The 14,341-nt window shown below is 63.7% G+C and carries 17 protein-coding genes, 3 tRNA genes and 1 pseudogene; 14 read left to right on the top strand and 7 right to left on the bottom strand.

Annotation, left to right across the window (positions count from 1 at the left end; all coding sequences use genetic code 11):
• Positions 1–43 precede the first annotated feature (43 nt).
• Together OOT33_RS01485 and OOT33_RS01490 are read left to right on the top strand one after the other, a co-directional pair.
• Positions 44–119, top strand: a tRNA-Ala gene (locus OOT33_RS01485).
• A gap of 28 nt (positions 120–147) precedes the next feature.
• Positions 148–678 carry a gamma carbonic anhydrase family protein gene (locus OOT33_RS01490; protein ID WP_307748211.1) on the top strand — a complete coding sequence of 177 codons (531 nt, stop codon included), beginning with the start codon at positions 148–150 and terminating at the stop codon, positions 676–678.
• A 13-nt stretch (positions 679–691) separates the two neighbouring features.
• Here OOT33_RS01490 and OOT33_RS01495 read toward each other — a convergent pair whose 3' ends face one another.
• The 3 genes from OOT33_RS01495 to OOT33_RS01505 form a co-directional block, all read right to left on the bottom strand.
• Positions 692–1,105 (bottom strand): 3TM-type holin, encoded by a 414-nt coding sequence (locus tag OOT33_RS01495; RefSeq protein WP_307748212.1) that lies wholly within the window; start codon positions 1,103–1,105, stop codon positions 692–694.
• A 24-nt stretch (positions 1,106–1,129) separates the two neighbouring features.
• Positions 1,130–1,672 carry a glycosyl hydrolase 108 family protein gene (locus tag OOT33_RS01500; protein WP_307748213.1) on the bottom strand — a complete coding sequence of 181 codons (543 nt, stop codon included), beginning with the start codon at positions 1,670–1,672 and terminating at the stop codon, positions 1,130–1,132.
• A gap of 112 nt (positions 1,673–1,784) precedes the next feature.
• Positions 1,785–1,861: transfer RNA gene (locus OOT33_RS01505), tRNA-Pro, on the bottom strand.
• A gap of 149 nt (positions 1,862–2,010) precedes the next feature.
• Here OOT33_RS01505 and yajC point away from each other — a divergent pair.
• Genes yajC through secF form a run of 3 tightly spaced genes read left to right on the top strand, consistent with a single transcriptional unit; the run spans position 2,011 to position 4,953 of the window.
• Positions 2,011–2,349 carry a preprotein translocase subunit YajC gene (gene yajC / locus OOT33_RS01510; protein WP_307748214.1) on the top strand — a complete coding sequence of 113 codons (339 nt, stop codon included), beginning with the start codon at positions 2,011–2,013 and terminating at the stop codon, positions 2,347–2,349.
• A gap of 8 nt (positions 2,350–2,357) precedes the next feature.
• A complete protein-coding gene (gene secD / locus OOT33_RS01515) occupies positions 2,358–3,959 on the top strand; it encodes a protein translocase subunit SecD (protein ID WP_307748215.1) in 1,602 nt (533 codons plus the stop codon).
• A gap of 16 nt (positions 3,960–3,975) precedes the next feature.
• Entirely contained in the window at positions 3,976–4,953 is a 978-nt protein-coding gene (gene secF / locus OOT33_RS01520; protein ID WP_307748216.1) for a protein translocase subunit SecF, read from the top strand.
• A gap of 106 nt (positions 4,954–5,059) precedes the next feature.
• Here secF and OOT33_RS01525 read toward each other — a convergent pair whose 3' ends face one another.
• Positions 5,060–6,235, bottom strand: a complete 1,176-nt coding sequence (locus OOT33_RS01525) for a glycosyltransferase (protein WP_307748217.1) — start codon at positions 6,233–6,235, stop codon at positions 5,060–5,062.
• A gap of 44 nt (positions 6,236–6,279) precedes the next feature.
• The gene (locus OOT33_RS01530) at positions 6,280–6,843 is read right to left on the bottom strand and encodes a helix-turn-helix domain-containing protein (protein ID WP_307748218.1); all 564 of its coding nucleotides are present in this window, start codon (positions 6,841–6,843) and stop codon (positions 6,280–6,282) included.
• 88 nt (positions 6,844–6,931) lie between these two features.
• Between OOT33_RS01530 and OOT33_RS01535 the strand changes: the two genes are divergently transcribed.
• Positions 6,932–7,399, top strand: a complete 468-nt coding sequence (locus OOT33_RS01535; RefSeq protein ID WP_307748219.1) for a DUF6456 domain-containing protein — start codon at positions 6,932–6,934, stop codon at positions 7,397–7,399.
• A gap of 21 nt (positions 7,400–7,420) precedes the next feature.
• On the opposite strand, the gene OOT33_RS01540 is transcribed toward OOT33_RS01535, so the two are convergent.
• On the bottom strand, positions 7,421–8,284 hold the full coding sequence (locus OOT33_RS01540) for a methyltransferase domain-containing protein (protein ID WP_307748220.1): 864 nt from the start codon (positions 8,282–8,284) through the stop codon (positions 7,421–7,423).
• Positions 8,285–8,330: 46 nt separating this feature from the next.
• Here OOT33_RS01540 and OOT33_RS01545 point away from each other — a divergent pair, with 46 nt between their 5' ends.
• From OOT33_RS01545 to OOT33_RS01570, 6 genes are all read left to right on the top strand, one after another.
• Positions 8,331–9,077: a double zinc ribbon domain-containing protein gene (locus OOT33_RS01545; RefSeq protein WP_373690474.1), complete on the top strand. Its 747-nt coding sequence runs from the start codon at positions 8,331–8,333 to the stop codon at positions 9,075–9,077.
• Between the two features lie 61 nt (positions 9,078–9,138).
• The gene (gene grxC, locus OOT33_RS01550) at positions 9,139–9,396 is read left to right on the top strand and encodes a glutaredoxin 3 (RefSeq protein ID WP_307748221.1); all 258 of its coding nucleotides are present in this window, start codon (positions 9,139–9,141) and stop codon (positions 9,394–9,396) included.
• Between the two features lie 17 nt (positions 9,397–9,413).
• Entirely contained in the window at positions 9,414–10,244 is an 831-nt protein-coding gene (locus OOT33_RS01555) for a nitrilase-related carbon-nitrogen hydrolase (protein ID WP_307749264.1), read from the top strand.
• Positions 10,241–10,738, top strand: coding sequence for a DUF1178 family protein (locus OOT33_RS01560; RefSeq protein WP_307748222.1), 498 nt, complete (start codon positions 10,241–10,243; stop codon positions 10,736–10,738). Before OOT33_RS01555 ends, OOT33_RS01560 begins: the two co-directional genes overlap by 4 nt.
• A gap of 70 nt (positions 10,739–10,808) precedes the next feature.
• Positions 10,809–10,885: transfer RNA gene (locus tag OOT33_RS01565), tRNA-Arg, on the top strand.
• A gap of 60 nt (positions 10,886–10,945) precedes the next feature.
• The gene (locus tag OOT33_RS01570) at positions 10,946–11,206 is read left to right on the top strand and encodes a hypothetical protein (protein WP_307748223.1); all 261 of its coding nucleotides are present in this window, start codon (positions 10,946–10,948) and stop codon (positions 11,204–11,206) included.
• A 204-nt stretch (positions 11,207–11,410) separates the two neighbouring features.
• Here OOT33_RS01570 and OOT33_RS01575 read toward each other — a convergent pair.
• A pseudogene (locus OOT33_RS01575) lies at positions 11,411–12,022 on the bottom strand (recombinase family protein); the annotation flags it as partial.
• Between the two features lie 12 nt (positions 12,023–12,034).
• On the opposite strand from OOT33_RS01575, the gene istA reads away from it, so the two are divergent.
• Both istA and istB read left to right on the top strand, forming a co-directional pair.
• A complete protein-coding gene (gene istA, locus OOT33_RS01580; protein ID WP_307748224.1) occupies positions 12,035–13,558 on the top strand; it encodes an IS21 family transposase in 1,524 nt (507 codons plus the stop codon).
• Positions 13,548–14,330: an IS21-like element helper ATPase IstB gene (gene istB, locus OOT33_RS01585; RefSeq protein WP_307748225.1), complete on the top strand. Its 783-nt coding sequence runs from the start codon at positions 13,548–13,550 to the stop codon at positions 14,328–14,330. Before istA ends, istB begins: the two co-directional genes overlap by 11 nt.
• Positions 14,331–14,341 lie beyond the last annotated feature (11 nt).

Raw genomic sequence — 14,341 nt, forward strand, 5'->3', positions numbered from 1 at the left:
GCCGTTGCCATCGCGCAGTGCCTCGCCTATAGGCGGGCGCCTCGGGGCCGTAGCTCAGCTGGGAGAGCGCGTCGTTCGCAATGACGAGGTCAGGGGTTCGATCCCCCTCGGCTCCACCAAATTCCCATCTATTTCCGGAGGGCCGCCATGCCGTTGTACGAGTTTGACGGCAAGGCGCCGCAGCTTCCAGCGGACGGTTCGGCCTGGGTCGCCCCTTCGGCAGACCTGATCGGCGATGTTGAGCTGGGCGAGAGCGCGAGCGTGTGGTTCGGGGCCGTGATCCGTGCCGACAACACCAAAATCAGCATCGGCGCGCGCAGCAATATCCAGGAGCAGTCGGTGCTCCACAGCGATGAAGGCGTGCCCTGCACCATAGGCGAGGGGGTCACCGTCGGTCATCATGTAATGCTGCATGGCTGCACGATCGGCGACAACAGTCTGGTCGGCATGGGCGCGACGATCTTGAACCGCGCCTTCATCCCGGAAAACTGCATCGTTGGCGCGGGTGCGCTGGTGACCGAGGGGAAGATGTTCGAGCCGGGCAGTCTCATCGTCGGTGTGCCCGCGAAAGCCGTTCGCCAGCTTGACGAGGCGACGATTGCGGGCTTGCGCGTGGGCGCAGACCACTATGTAACCCGGGCACACGCTTTCGCGAGTGGGCTGAAACAGGTGGGCTGACGGGTCCTACGGCCTATTTGTCCACGCCCTTCGCCTTCCCCCACGTCCGCGCGGCCGTATATCCCAGATAGCCGGTGCCGAACAGCGCGTAGAGCGGCTCGGGGATCCCGGCGAGGTAGGCATTCATGCCGCTTGCAATATCGTCCGCCATCTGCGGCTGCGCGGCGGCGATGAGGCCCATGGGGATCGCCCAGAGCAGCAGTGCGTACATGACGTAGAGGAACGCGGGGCGGGCGCGGCTGGTCCATGGGTCGGTCGATTGCGCCTCGGCCAGGATGGCGGAGAGCTGGGTGCGGATTGCCTCCATCTCCTGCGCGCCCTGAAGTTTCAGCAGTTCGAGCTTGGCGGCATCCCGCGCCTTCGGGTCGGGAATGATCTTGTCGATGATGCCCGCGATGGGGTTGATAAGGGCGGCAATGAGGGACATGGGCGTGATCCTTTCAGTCAGGGACTAACCGATACGGTTGGAGAGCCAGCCGTAGAGAAATGCCTCGTTGGCGGGGCGTCCTTCGGCCAGCGCGATATAGCGTTCGCCTCGCAGCGCCTGCATGGCTTTCAGCAACACCGCTTCTCCCTTTCCTCCGCGGACAGAAAGGAAGGTCGAGAGCGCCCGCTGTGTGGCTGGCCCGATGGCGCCGTCGAGGGCAACATCGGCAAAATCTTTCCCACTGCGATTAAGCGCATTGAGCGCGCGCTGGAGGAAGCGCGCCGCGACCGGCGGCCCCATGTTCACACCTGCATCGAACAGCTCTTCGGCTATTTTCGGGGCGATTGATGCAATCAGGTCAAATCGCGGCGCATCCCAATAGAGTTGGCGATAGATCCGCTCCGCCTCCGCACGCGGCAGGGCGCGCATCTCGCCGCCATAGCCATTGGCGCGAGCGACGGCCTGCGTGATCCCCCAGTTCGTCGGTCCGCCACGGTCAGCCGGGTGATTGCAATACCCGCCCTCGCGCACGATGAGGGCGTTCAGCAAGTATGCGATATCGGTCATGAGGCTCTCCGTGTGTCGCGAGAGCGATTAACCTATCTGGCACATTGTAGGACAGCAAAAAGCGCCGTGTCCCGAATGGCCGGCTGCTGCTGATGATGCTGCGTGAAGAATTTGGTCGGGACGAGAGGATTCGAACCTCCGACCCCCACACCCCCAGTGTGATGCGCTACCAGGCTGCGCTACGTCCCGACCGAGCGGCGGCCTTTAGGCCCAAAGCGCCCCCCATGCAACCCCTCTTGCCCGTTGCGCGAACATTCCTATCTGTGGTAGCCGCGCGCATCCTGCCGGGTGCGATCGATCCCAGCGTCCTGATACAAACGACAGAAAGAGCCGTGCCGATGCTTATCACCCCCGCTTACGCCCAGGCCGCAGGTAGCGCCGGTTCCGGTGGCAGCGCCGCCTTCATGGTGCAGATCCTGCCGCTTCTGCTCATTTTCGTGGTGTTCTATTTCCTGATTATCCGCCCGCAAAACAAGCGCATGAAGGATCACCGCGCCAAGATCGAGGCGGTGAAAAAGGGCGATCAGGTAGTGACGGGCGGCGGCCTCATCGGCAAGGTCGTCAAGGTGGAAGACAGCGTGGTTGAGGTTGAGTTGGGGCAAGGCATCAAGGTGCGTGCATTGAAATCGACGCTGACGGACATCGTGGACCCCACCGCCAAGCCCGCGAACGACTGATCGCGCACATGCTCAGTTTCCCCCGCTGGAAGGTCATCCTGATTTTCGCCGTGCTGGCGCTCGGTGCGGCGTTCGCCGTGCCCACCTTCCTGCCGGAGCGGGTGTTCAACCAGCTCCCCTCGGCCTTGCAGGTCAAGGTCAACCTCGGCCTCGATCTTTCGGGCGGCAGCCACATCCTGCTGGAGGCGAACCCGGACGATGTGACGAAGGCGCGGCTCGAGAATATGGAGGAGCAGATCCGCACCGAGCTGCGCCGGGGCGATCCGCGCATCGCCATCGGTGACATCTCGCGCAAGGGCGGGAAGCTGAGCTTCATGGTGCGCAATCCGAGCCAGGTCGATGCCGCTGTGGAGCGCATCCGCCCGTTGACGCAAGGCGCGGGGCTGACCGGCCAGCGCGACTATGACGTTGCAGTGCAGGACAGCAGCACGATAACCATCTCCCCCACGCGGGCGGGCATCGACAATGCCGTCAACCAGGCAATGGAAGTAGCGAAGGAAGTCATCGACCGGCGCATCAACGAGCTGGGCACGCGCGAACCGACGATCATCCGCCAGGGCTCTAACCGCATCGTCGTGCAGGTGCCCGGCCTGCAGGATCCGGCGCAGCTCAAGAGCCTGCTGGGTCAGACCGCGAAGCTGGAATTCAAGCTCGTCGATTACGCCGCCGACCCTGCCGAGCTGGCGCAGGGTCGTGCGCCGATCGGAAGCGAGATTCTGCCTTATCCCAACAATCCCTCGGGTCTGCCCGTCATCGCTGTGAAGCGGCAGCTGATGGTCTCGGGCGATGAGCTGACCGACGCGCAGCAGGGCTTTGACCAGCAGAACAACCAGCCTGTCGTCAACATTCGCTTCAATGGCTCGGGCGGGCGCAAGTTCGGCCGGGTGACGACCGAAAACGTCAACCGCCCGTTCGCGATCATTCTTGACGGCAAGGTGCTCTCCGCACCCAATATCAATGAGCCGATCCTCGGCGGCAGCGCGCAGATTTCCGGCAGCTTCACGGTGCAGAGCGCCAACGAACTGGCGATCGCACTGCGCTCCGGCAAGCTGCCGGTGAAGCTGACGGTCGTGGAAGAACGCACCGTCGGGCCAGACCTCGGCGCGGACTCGATCCGCAGCGGCATCATCGCCTGCGTGATCGCCACCGCCGCCGTGCTCGCCTTCATGCTCGTGACCTACGGTCGCTTTGGGATCTATGCGAACATGGCGGTGGTCATCAACGTGTTGGTGATCCTCGGTGTCATGGCGCTGTTGAACGCCACGCTCACCTTGCCCGGCATCGCCGGCTTCGTGCTGACGATCGGCACGGCGGTTGACGCCAACGTGCTGGTGAACGAGCGTATCCGCGAGGAACGGCGCCGGGGTCGCAGCGTCATGCAGGCGATCGAGCATGGTTACAAGGAAGCAAGCCGCACCATCTTCGAGGCCAACGTGACGCATGCGATTGCCGGCACAATCATGTTTGCGCTTGGCTCAGGCCCGGTGAAAGGCTTTGCTGTGGTGCTGCTGATCGGCATCGCGACCTCGGTGTTCACCGCCGTGGTGTTCACGCGGATGCTGGTAAGCTTCTGGGTCAAGGCCAACCGGCCGACCGAGATCAACATTTAGGGGCGGGAGAAGAGACATGCGCCTGCTCAAGATGGTCCCTGACGACACCAACATCGGTTTCGTCGCGCTCAGGAAATGGGCATTCGGCCTCACCGCTCTGCTCACGCTGTTGGCGCTGGCGGCGGTCGGCGCGCGCGGCCTCAACTTCGGTGTCGATTTCGTCGGCGGTCTGATGATCGAGGCCAAGTTCGCGTCCAAGCCGCCGCTGGAAAAGGTGCGGGCGGATGTCGACCGGCTCGGCGTCGGCAACAGCACGCTCCAGCAATTCGGCGATCCCTACACGGTGTCCCTGCGCCTGCCGCTGCCCGAGCAGGGCGGGGAGGGCGCCTCGAACGCTGTAGTGGCAAAGGTGAAAGGCGCGCTCGAGCAGGCCTATCCGGGCGTCAGCTTCACCCGCGTCGATACCGTCTCCGGCAAGGTTTCAGGCGAGCTCAAATGGAAGGGCACGCTTGCCGTGTTCCTGGCGGTGCTCGGCATCGCGATCTTCAGCTGGCTGCGCTATGAGTGGCAGTTCGGCGTCTCCACCTTCGTCGCCATCGTGCATGACGTGATGATGACCCTCGGCTTCTTCGCGATCACGCAGCTGGAATTCGACCTCAACATTATCGCCGCCGTGCTCACCATCATCGGCTATTCGATCAACGACAAGATGGTGATCGACGACCGTATCCGCGAGAATATGCGCAAATACCGCAAGATGGACATGAAGGCGCTGATCGACCTGTCCGTCAACGAGACGCTGCCACGCACGGTGATGACCTCGGTGACGATCATGCTGGCGCTTGGCGCGCTGCTGATCTTCGGCGGTCATGTGTTGATGGGCTTCACCGCCGCGATGCTGCTCGGCATCGTGGTGGGCACCTATTCGTCGATCTATGTGTCGTCGTCGCTGCTCATCACGCTGGGCCTCACGCCAGAATCGAACCTGCGCAAGGTAAAGGCGGCAGAAGTGGCGCAGGGGGCGGAGCGGATCGGCCCGCGCACCGGGGCGTAAGCTAGAGAGCATCGTGCCAAAAAGTGGGAACCGGTTTTTGGCAAAAAACGATGCGACATCAAAAAGATAAAGCGCGCGTCTTGCGTCAGATTTAACGCAGCGCGCTCTAAACCCGCTTTCCCGCTATCACGCTGAGGTGATCCACCAGCGCGTCTCCGTTGGTGGCCCATGTGAAGCGCAGCGCGGCCTTGCGCACTGCGACCCTGTTGGGCGCTTGCGCCAGCAATTCGCGCAGCGCAGTCGCCAGCGCCTCCGGCGTGCGCTCGATGATACGCCCGGCCTCTGGATCGCTCAATAGCTCGCGCGCGCCGCCGACATCGCTGATCGCAATCGGCGTGCCACAGGCGAGCGCCTCCACCCAGGCGTTCGCCAAGCCTTCCGACATGGAAGGCAGCGCCATAACGTCCGCCGCATTATATACGGCGGGCAGCTCCTCATGCGGCACAGCGCCGAGGAAGCCGACCCGCTCGGCCACGCCCAGCTCATCGGCGAGTTTCTGATAGGCTGCGCGATCCGGCCCGTGCCCCGCGAGCAGCAGTGTAACGCCCGGCAGATCGACGAGCGCCCGAATCAGCAGATCCTGCCCCTTGCGCGTGATGAGATTGCCGACGCACAATACAACGCGGCCATCGAGGTGCAGCCGCGCCTTCGCCGCTGCGCGGTCCTGCGGAGCGAAACGGTCGAGGTCGACGCCGGTATAATGCACCCGGATTTTATCCGCTTCCAGCCCAAGCGCGACCATTGAGCGCTTCATCGCTTCCGATACCGCGAGCAGACCGGCGGCATCATGGCCAGCACGAACCACCGCCTTGCGCGTGGCGGGCAGGCGGCCCCAATAATGGATGTCCGCTCCGCGCGCTTTTACCGAATAGGGGATGCCAAGGTGCTTTGCGAGATTACGCGCCACCGGCCCGTCAGGGTAAAAGAAGCTCGCGTCGATGACATCGAACGGCGCCTCGTCATGCAACCGCCGCACCAGCGGCCACACCGCGCGCGTCATGCTGGCGATCGTGAACCAGCCGCCCAGCTTCGGCATCACGGTAAAACGCGGCCGATAAACGGTCAGGTCACGCCAGCGCTGCTGTTCGGGCAGCGCGGTCAGCGGCGCATAATGCGGATGGCGGGAGAGCGGCCAGGGAGCGATACCTACCGGCGCGATCACCGTGAGGTCAACGCCTTCGCGGCTGGCCAGCTCACGGCACTGCCGTTCCACGAACACGCCAAAATTCGGGCGCGTCATGTCCGGGAACAGCGTCGATAAGGTCAGCACCCGCAGCGTCATGAAACGCCGCATAGCATAGATTGGTTAATGGGCGGGAGTTTCCCTTAAAGACTCCGCACCAGCTTGGTCGCCACCGCCGCCCAGGGCGGATCGGACACGATTTGCTGGCGCGCATTGGGGGTGAGCGGCAAAATCTGAAGTCTGTCGCCCTCGCGGCCGATCAGCCGCCCGAACAGGAAGCGGCCGCCGGGGCGTGGTACCACCACATCGCGATTGAGCGCTTGCGCATAGTCACTGGGAGCGATGCGCATGCACCAGATTTCGTCGCCCGCGCGATAGTCGCCAATGCTGGTAAGGATGCGCAGCCCCACCATCTCACCCTCGATCAGCGGCGCAACGAAGTGGGACGGCCGGGCCGGGGCGTAGGCGCCGTCCGGCCCCATATAGGCGACGATGGGGATATGCTCCTTTCCCGGCATGTCGACCAGATCGGCCGCAGTGACTCCCAAAGCCAACGCAATGCGGTTCAGCCACCCGATCGAGACGGTGCGCGTGCCAGTCTCCAATCGTCCGATCGTCTGCGCCGTGGTAGGCGGTTCGCACCTTTTGGCGACATCGTCGAGCGTCATGCCCTTGGCGCGGCGCACTTCACGAATGCGGGTAATCAATGGCGGTCCCCTAACCTATATGGTGTTTTCCCTTTCCTACAGTTCGCCGGAGATGGCAAGCGTTTGCCATTAGTCGAAGGAGGAAAGCATGACCCGCGCCGTGAACACCATTGAACGCAGCATCGAGGATCCCAGCGGCACGATGCAGCAGGTGCGAATCCACATTGGCGAATCGCCATTGCTCTGGCTTCACGCGCGCGGGCACCTGTCAGAGCGGTTGTATCTTGCTGGCGAACGTCTGCGGCAGGATTGGGAGCGGGCGGGCATGGGCGCGCGTGTGACAATGAGCTGGGACAACAGTGCGCCCCCCTCGCGCGGGTGCCGAGCCGCACCCCATGGTCCCGCGCGCGGGGATGGTCAGATCGCCGCCAAGGAGCGTCTGCACGAAGCGCTGGACCACGCGGGGCCGGGCCTGAAAGACATATTGTGGCGCGTGGCCTGCGCGGGCGAGGGGCTGGGGGCGGCGGAACAGGCGCTCGGCTGGCCCACCCGCGCAGCGAAGCTCGTGCTGACCTTCGCGTTGGAGCGGGTGGCGGACTATTATCGGGTAAGCTGATGCGGACCGGCCGAACCCGGATTAGCCTTTGCTCTTGAGCGCCTGAGCAAGCGACATAGTGGCAGAACCTCGCCGCGCCGGTGCGGGCTGGGAGGGATCGGGCTTCCAGCCGCTCATATGCAGGATGGAGAAAGTCTCCGCCGTCTTGCCATCGGGATCGGCGGCATCGGCGAAATGCGCGGCTGCGCGCAGCACGGTCTGCCGGCTCAGCGGCCCGCGGCGGCCAGCCGCCATCATATTGCCCGCGCCCATGTGGCGCAGGTCATGCATCAGGCGCAGCAGCGAGGAATAGCGCACGGTCAGCGTTTCGCTGTCCGCCACCGGCATGGCGAAGCCCGCTCTTGCCAGCAGATCGCCCATCGCGCGCACGTCTGTCTGCGGGTGGATGTGCGGACGCGGGCTGTCTCCCTCGGCAGCAAGTAGCGCCTGCCGCAGGCGGGGGAGCGATCCCGCTCCGAAGCACGCGCCAAGGAAGAGGCCATCGGGCCGCAGCACTTGCCGGATTAGGATAAGCGCGCCGGGCAGGTCGTTGACGGTATCAAGGGTGCCGCACGCGAGCACGAGGTCGAAGCTGTTGGGGGCAAATGGCAGCGCGTCTTCCTCGGCCCGCTGGCCCCCGACCGCAGCCGCGTTGCGCGCTCCAGGGTCGACGGACGTAACCGTCATACCCTTCGCGGCCAACGCGTCTCGCGCGCTCGTGTCAGGACAGCCGATGAAGAGAACATCGGAAAAGTCCCGTTTTACGTCGTCCAGCCGATCCAGCAGGCTATTCAGCATATGCCTGTATAGGAAATCATGCTCTGCAAAGCGCGCGTGCGCCCTGTCGCGCGCCAGCGCGCGGCGGCGGGGATCGAACAACAGTGGTGGCCCGGACTCGGCGGTCATCAAGGGGCTTGTGCCGGGGCGGCGGGTGTTGGACAAGCGGGGAATGATGGCGGGGGCGATCCAACTGGCGAAAAGGGCGGCACTCGCCACGCTGGACTATGCCCTGCCGCCGCGCTGCCCCGGATGTGGCGAGATTGTGGGCCAGATCGACGCCTTTTGCGGCGCCTGCTGGGGCGAGATGCGCTTCCTCCATGGTCCGGGCTGCGCGAGTTGCGGCTTGCCGTTCGATTTCGAGGAAGCAGATGGAGCGCAATGCGGCGCCTGCCTCGTCGATCCGCCGCCATGGACCTCCGCGCGCGCGGCGCTGAGCTATGGTCCGGTATCGAGCCATGTCGCCATGCGGCTCAAATATGGGCGGCGCACCGGCCTTGCGCGGCTGATGGCGCGCCATATGGCGGCGCGTGTCCCGAAGGAAGTGCTGGAGGCGGGCAAGGAGGCCCTGGTCATTCCGGTGCCGCTCCACCGCTGGCGCATCTGGGGAAGGGGGTTCAACCAGTCGGCGCTGATCGCCGGGCAGGTTGCGCGCCTGACGGGCCTTCCGCACGATCCGCACCTGCTGGAGCGCACGAGGGCGACGCGGCCGCTGCGCGATCTTGGTCCTCGCCAGCGCGAGCGGGAAGTGCGGCAGGCATTCGCCATCGCGGCCGCGAGGCGGGAGGAACTGCGCGGGAAGACCGTGCTGCTGATCGACGACATTCACACCAGTGGCGCTACAGCCCGCGGCTGCACCAGGGTGTTGATGGCAAGCGGTGCGCGTGCAGTTCATGTCCTCTGCTGGGCGCGTGTGCTGTGACACGCGCGGTTGACAAAGCCCGTCGCTCACCCGATCTCCAATCCAGGAGGCCAAACAACCCATGAAACCTGTTGAGATCTACACGAAGGCGTTCTGCGGCTATTGCGCGCGCGCCAAGGCGCTGCTTGAGAGCAAGGGCGTCGCCTTCGAGGAATATGACATCACCATGGGCGGGCCGAAGCGCGCGGAAATGACCGAACGCTCCAATGGCGGCCTGACGGTGCCGCAGATTTTCATCGGCGGCACGCATGTTGGCGGGTCTGACGATCTGGCGGCGCTGGAACGGGCAGGCAAGCTCGACGCCATGCTGGGGCTTTGAGCGAGGGTTCATTCCCGATGCGCGCGGCGCTGTTACAATCCACCAGCGGAGTGGAACCCGCTGCCAATGCGGAGAGGATTGTCGCGGCGATCGCGGAGGCGAAGGCGGGCGGTGCGGACATGCTGTTCACGCCGGAAATGGTCGGATGCCTCGATCGCAATCGGGAACGCGCGGCGGCAACTCTTACAGATGAGGCGCGAGACAGGGTGCTTCGGGCCGTGCGGCAGGCTGCGCGAGAGGCGGGGCTATGGGTGCATATCGGTTCCCTCGGCCTGCGGGACGAGCGCGCCGACGGACGGTGGATCAATCGCGGTTTCGTGATCGACCCTGCCGGAGATATCCGTGCGCGCTATGACAAGATCCACCTCTTCGATGTCGAACTGCCCGATGGCATAAGCTGGCGCGAATCGGCGGTCTATGGGCCGGGCGACGCGCTCGCGGCGGTTGATACGCCGTGGGGGCGGATGGGCCTCTCGATCTGCTATGATTTGCGCTTTGCCGATCTCTATCGTCGCCTCAGTGATGCGGGCGCAGCGGCGCTGCTGATCCCGGCCGCCTTCACGGTGCCGACCGGCAAGGCGCACTGGGAGACCCTGCTGCGTGCCCGCGCGATCGAATCCGCCTGCTTCGTCATCGCCGCCGCGCAGGTTGGACACCATGAGGACGGGCGCGATACCTACGGCCACAGCATGGTGGTCGACCCGTGGGGCGAGGTGCTGCTCGACATGGGCGATAAAGAAGGCCTCGCTTTTGCCGATATTGATTTTGCCCGTGTGGAGCAGGTAAGGGCGCGCATCCCGGTGCTTGCGCATCGGCGGGCATTGCCGGAGAGAGTGACTGTCACGTGATTGTGTTTGATCTTCAGTGCGCGCAGGCCGGGCACAGGTTCGAAGGCTGGTTCGCGTCAAGCGACGATTATGAGCAGCAGCGCACGCGCGGCCTGCTGCAATGTCCTGTCTGTGGCGATGGCGATGTTGGGAAGGCCGTGATGGCGCCCGCCGTCGGCGCGAAATCGAATCAGCGCGTGTCCGTCGTTCGCGCTGCCCCGGAACCGGTGGAAGGTGCGGGTCAGGCGGTGGTGCCGATGAGCGCGGGAAATGACAATCCCCGGTTGCAGGAGCTGATGCAGGCACTGGCGCATGCTCAGGCTGATGCCTTGAAGAAAAGCGAGTGGGTGGGGCGAGGCTTCGCCGACAGGGCGCGTGCCATGCATTATGGCGAGGAAGAAGCGAAGCCGATTCACGGCCCGGTCGCGGCGGATGAAGCGCGCAGCCTGATCGAGGAGGGGGTGGAAGTCGCCCCTCTCCTGTTTCCCGTGGTGCCGCCCGAAGCGCAAAATTGATTCCACGGCAGCGGTTGAACCCATTGGCGATGCGCGATAGAGCGGGCGCCGCGCCTCGGATGATGCGCACGCGCCCATAGCTCAGCAGGATAGAGCGTCGGATTCCTAATCCGAAGGCCACAGGTTCGAATCCTGTTGGGCGCACCACTTCGGAACAAAGCTGGGCACTGCGCCCGGCTTTGTTTCTGCGGCCCCCGCGATCAGCGCTTGCAGCAGGTTGCTTATCGAGCCGAGAATCCGGACCTCCCCGACATCGACCTCCACGCGCTGCGCCAGCGCGCGCACATGATCGCGGCGATAGCCGCCACCCTCAATTCGCATCCTCTGGCGCGCGGTGGTGGCGAACTTTGCGAGCATGTCAGGCGCGACCAACTTTTGGCCCACATCGCCGAGCGAGGCGGTGACGCGCTCCGCATCGGCCTTGGCCTGATCGCGCGTCGCCTTGAGCGTCGCGATGCGCTCTTTTAAGTCGGGGTCGTTCACGTCGGCAATGCCGTTCTCGATTGCGTCAAAAAGGCGCTTTAGTCGCAGGTCGGTTTCGGTGGCTCGCTTGTTGAGGTCAGCCACGTGGGTGCGCTTACGCGTCGTCTGTTCCTGCCGCCGATCCAGCACGGCAGACAGGATGGTTTCCAGCCGGTCCGGTTGGAGAAGTCGGTCCTCCAGATGCTTAGCTACCAGATCGTCCAGCTTCTCCATTGGCACTGTCATGCCAGCGCAGGCGGTCGGCCCCTGTCGCGCCTTGGTCGAGCAGGCGTAATAGCGATACTGCCCCCCTTTGCCGGTGCGTATGGTCATGGCCCCGCCACACTTTGCGCAATGAATGAGGCCGGTAAGGAGCGTCGGGCCGCTTATGACGCGAGGCGGCACCTTCTTTGGGTTGCGGGCCTGCAAATGCGATTGCACCGCTTCGTAGGTCTCTTGATCGATGATGGGGGGGACATCGACCAAGACCGCCTCTGACTTCGGCTTGAGCTTCCTGTTCTTGCCCCGGCGATTGAACTCGTGGCGTCCGGTGTAGGTCGAGCGGGTCAATATCTGGTGCACAGCACCGAGACCCCAGCGCCCGCCATCGCGGGTGCGAATGGACCTCTCATTGAGCCAAGCCGCGATTGCCTTCACACCCATCGAACCCGATACACCATCGCCTTCTAGGGCGAGCCGGAAAATGGTTCGCACGGTCTCGGTGTTGATTGTCGCTGAGAGTTGACCCGGGAGGGTTATAAATTTCCACTGAGATTTGACCCATGTTGAACTCATCCCTGGCTTTGATGAGCGAGGGATCATGGAGTGTTGGACATGGCGTTATTGAGCATTATTCGGCGCTGGCATTTGCGCGATCATTTACCGATCCGGGAGATAGCGCGACGCACGGGACTATCCCGTAATACCATCCGTAAATATCTGCGTGCAGGGACTGTGGAGCCCCGGTTCAAGGTGCCGGAGCGGCCGAGCAAGCTGGATCCGTTTGCCGAACGATTATCGGCATGGCTGAAGCGGGAGATGGGACGCCCGCGCAAGCAGAAGCGCACGATGAAGCAGTTGCACGCCGATCTGGTCGCGCTGGGTTATGACGGTTCCTATGGCCGGGTTGCTGCCTTTGCACGAGCCTGGCGCGACGATTACCGGCAAGCGCAGCAGATGAGCGGTCGCGGCACCTATGTGCCGTTGGCGTTCGCGCCGGGAGAAGCGTTCCAGTTCGACTGGAGCGAGGACTGGGCGATCATCGACGGGGTACGCACCAAGTTGCAGGTGGCGCACTTCAAGCTCAGCCACAGCCGGGCCTTTCTGGTGCGGGCCTATTTGTTGCAGACGCACGAGATGCTCTTCGACGCCCATAATCACGCGTTCCGTGTGCTGGGTGGCGTTCCGCGCCGGGGCATTTACGACAATATGCGCACCGCCGTCGACAAGGTCGGGCGCGGCAAAGAGCGGACCGTCAATGCCCGCTTTCTGGCGATGGTCAGCCACTACCTGTTCGAGGCCGAGTTCTGCAACCCGGCAGCAGGATGGGAGAAAGGCCAGGTCGAGAAGAACGTTCAGGACGCCCGCCATCGCCTGTGGCAACCTGTCCCTCAGGCTGAGAGCCTTGATGCGCTCAACCTGTGGCTCGAACAGCGCTGCAGGGCCTTGTGGCAGGAGATACCGCACGGGATCGAGCCGGGTTCGGTCGCGGACGCGTGGGCCGACGAAGTGCAAAGCCTGATGCCGATGGGCAGGCTGTTCGATGGCTTTGTGGAACTGGGCAAGCGCGTCTCGCCGACCTGCCTCGTCCATCTGGACCGGAACCGCTACAGCGTACCGGCATCCTTCGCCAATCGGCCCGTGTCATTGCGGATTTACCCTGACCGTATTCTGGTCGCTGCCGAAGGTCAGGTGATATGCGAGCACCAGCGCATCATCGATCGGTCGCATCATCTGCCGGGCCATACTGTCTATGACTGGCGCCATTATCTCGCCGTCGTCCAGCGCAAGCCCGGAGCGTTGCGCAACGGTGCGCCGTTCCTCGAGATGCCCGATGCCTTCCGGCGGTTGCAGACGCATCTGCTGCGCACCCCTGGTGGCGACAGAGAGATGGTCGAGATCCTGTCACTGGTGCTCCATCATGACGAACAGGCCGTGCTGACTGCGGTCGAACGGGCACTGGAGGCTGGCGTCCCGACCAAGACCCATATCCTCAACCTGCTGCATCGGCTGCTCGACGGAAAGCCCACCGCTACGCCGCCGGTGACGGCACCGCAGGCATTGAGGCTGGTCAGTGAACCAATGGCCAATGTCGAACGCTATGATGCGCTGCGTCGGGAGACACGCCATGCGTCATGATCCTGCCAGTGGCGCTATCGTCGTGATGCTCCGAAGCCTTAAGATGCACGGTATGGCACAGGCCGTTACCGATCTCATGGCACAGGGATCGCCGGCGTTCGAAGCCGCCGTGCCCATGCTCTCACAGTTGCTCAAAGCCGAGACGGCCGAACGGGAGGTGCGCTCCGTCGCCTATCAACTCAAGGTCGCGCGGTTCCCGGCCTATCGCGATCTTGCCGGCTTCGACTTTGCCAGTAGCGAGATCAACGAGGCGCTGGTTCGTCAGCTCCATCGTTGCGATTTTATCGACGTTGCCGACAATGTCGTGCTGGTTGGCGGCCCGGGCACCGGAAAGACCCATGTCGCCACCGCGCTCGGTGTGCAGGCCATCGAACATCACAGGAAGCGGGTGCGGTTCTTCTCCACTGTCGAACTGGTCAACGCCCTCGAACAGGAAAAAGCGCAAGGCAGGGCCGGACAGATCGCTAATCGGCTCGTGCACTCCGATCTCGTGATCCTCGATGAGCTGGGCTATCTGCCGTTCAGTGCATCAGGCGGCGCATTGCTGTTCCACCTGCTCAGCAAACTCTATGAGCGCACCAGCGTCGTCATCACCACCAACCTCAGCTTCAGTGAATGGGCCAGCGTGTTCGGCGATGCCAAAATGACCACCGCTCTCCTCGATCGCCTCACCCATCACTGCCACATCCTCGAAACCGGAAACGACAGCTTCCGCTTCAAAAATAGCTCTGCCCAGCAGGCAAAACCAGAAAAGGAGAAAACATCATCTTGACCCACAGGACG

The organism is Sphingobium sp. DEHP117 (assembly GCF_030867385.1).
Lineage (GTDB): Bacteria > Pseudomonadota > Alphaproteobacteria > Sphingomonadales > Sphingomonadaceae > Sphingobium.

Bases quoted from the DNA above. Each gene is read 5' to 3' on its own strand.
- OOT33_RS01555 (WP_307749264.1), top strand. From the start codon at position 9,414: ATGCGCGCGGCGCTGTTACAATCCACCAGCGGAGTGGAACCCGCTGCC.
- OOT33_RS01490 (WP_307748211.1), top strand. From the start codon at position 148: ATGCCGTTGTACGAGTTTGACGGCAAGGCGCCGCAGCTTCCAGCGGAC.
- secD (WP_307748215.1), top strand. From the start codon at position 2,358: ATGCTCAGTTTCCCCCGCTGGAAGGTCATCCTGATTTTCGCCGTGCTG.
- OOT33_RS01525 (WP_307748217.1), bottom strand. From the start codon at position 6,235: ATGACGCTGCGGGTGCTGACCTTATCGACGCTGTTCCCGGACATGACG.
- istB (WP_307748225.1), top strand. From the start codon at position 13,548: ATGCGTCATGATCCTGCCAGTGGCGCTATCGTCGTGATGCTCCGAAGC.
- OOT33_RS01540 (WP_307748220.1), bottom strand. From the start codon at position 8,284: ATGACCGCCGAGTCCGGGCCACCACTGTTGTTCGATCCCCGCCGCCGC.
- OOT33_RS01500 (WP_307748213.1), bottom strand. From the start codon at position 1,672: ATGACCGATATCGCATACTTGCTGAACGCCCTCATCGTGCGCGAGGGC.
- secF (WP_307748216.1), top strand. From the start codon at position 3,976: ATGCGCCTGCTCAAGATGGTCCCTGACGACACCAACATCGGTTTCGTC.
- istA (WP_307748224.1), top strand. From the start codon at position 12,035: ATGGCGTTATTGAGCATTATTCGGCGCTGGCATTTGCGCGATCATTTA.
- OOT33_RS01495 (WP_307748212.1), bottom strand. From the start codon at position 1,105: ATGTCCCTCATTGCCGCCCTTATCAACCCCATCGCGGGCATCATCGAC.
- yajC (WP_307748214.1), top strand. From the start codon at position 2,011: ATGCTTATCACCCCCGCTTACGCCCAGGCCGCAGGTAGCGCCGGTTCC.
- grxC (WP_307748221.1), top strand. From the start codon at position 9,139: ATGAAACCTGTTGAGATCTACACGAAGGCGTTCTGCGGCTATTGCGCG.
- OOT33_RS01535 (WP_307748219.1), top strand. From the start codon at position 6,932: ATGACCCGCGCCGTGAACACCATTGAACGCAGCATCGAGGATCCCAGC.
- OOT33_RS01545 (WP_373690474.1), top strand. From the start codon at position 8,331: ATGGCGGGGGCGATCCAACTGGCGAAAAGGGCGGCACTCGCCACGCTG.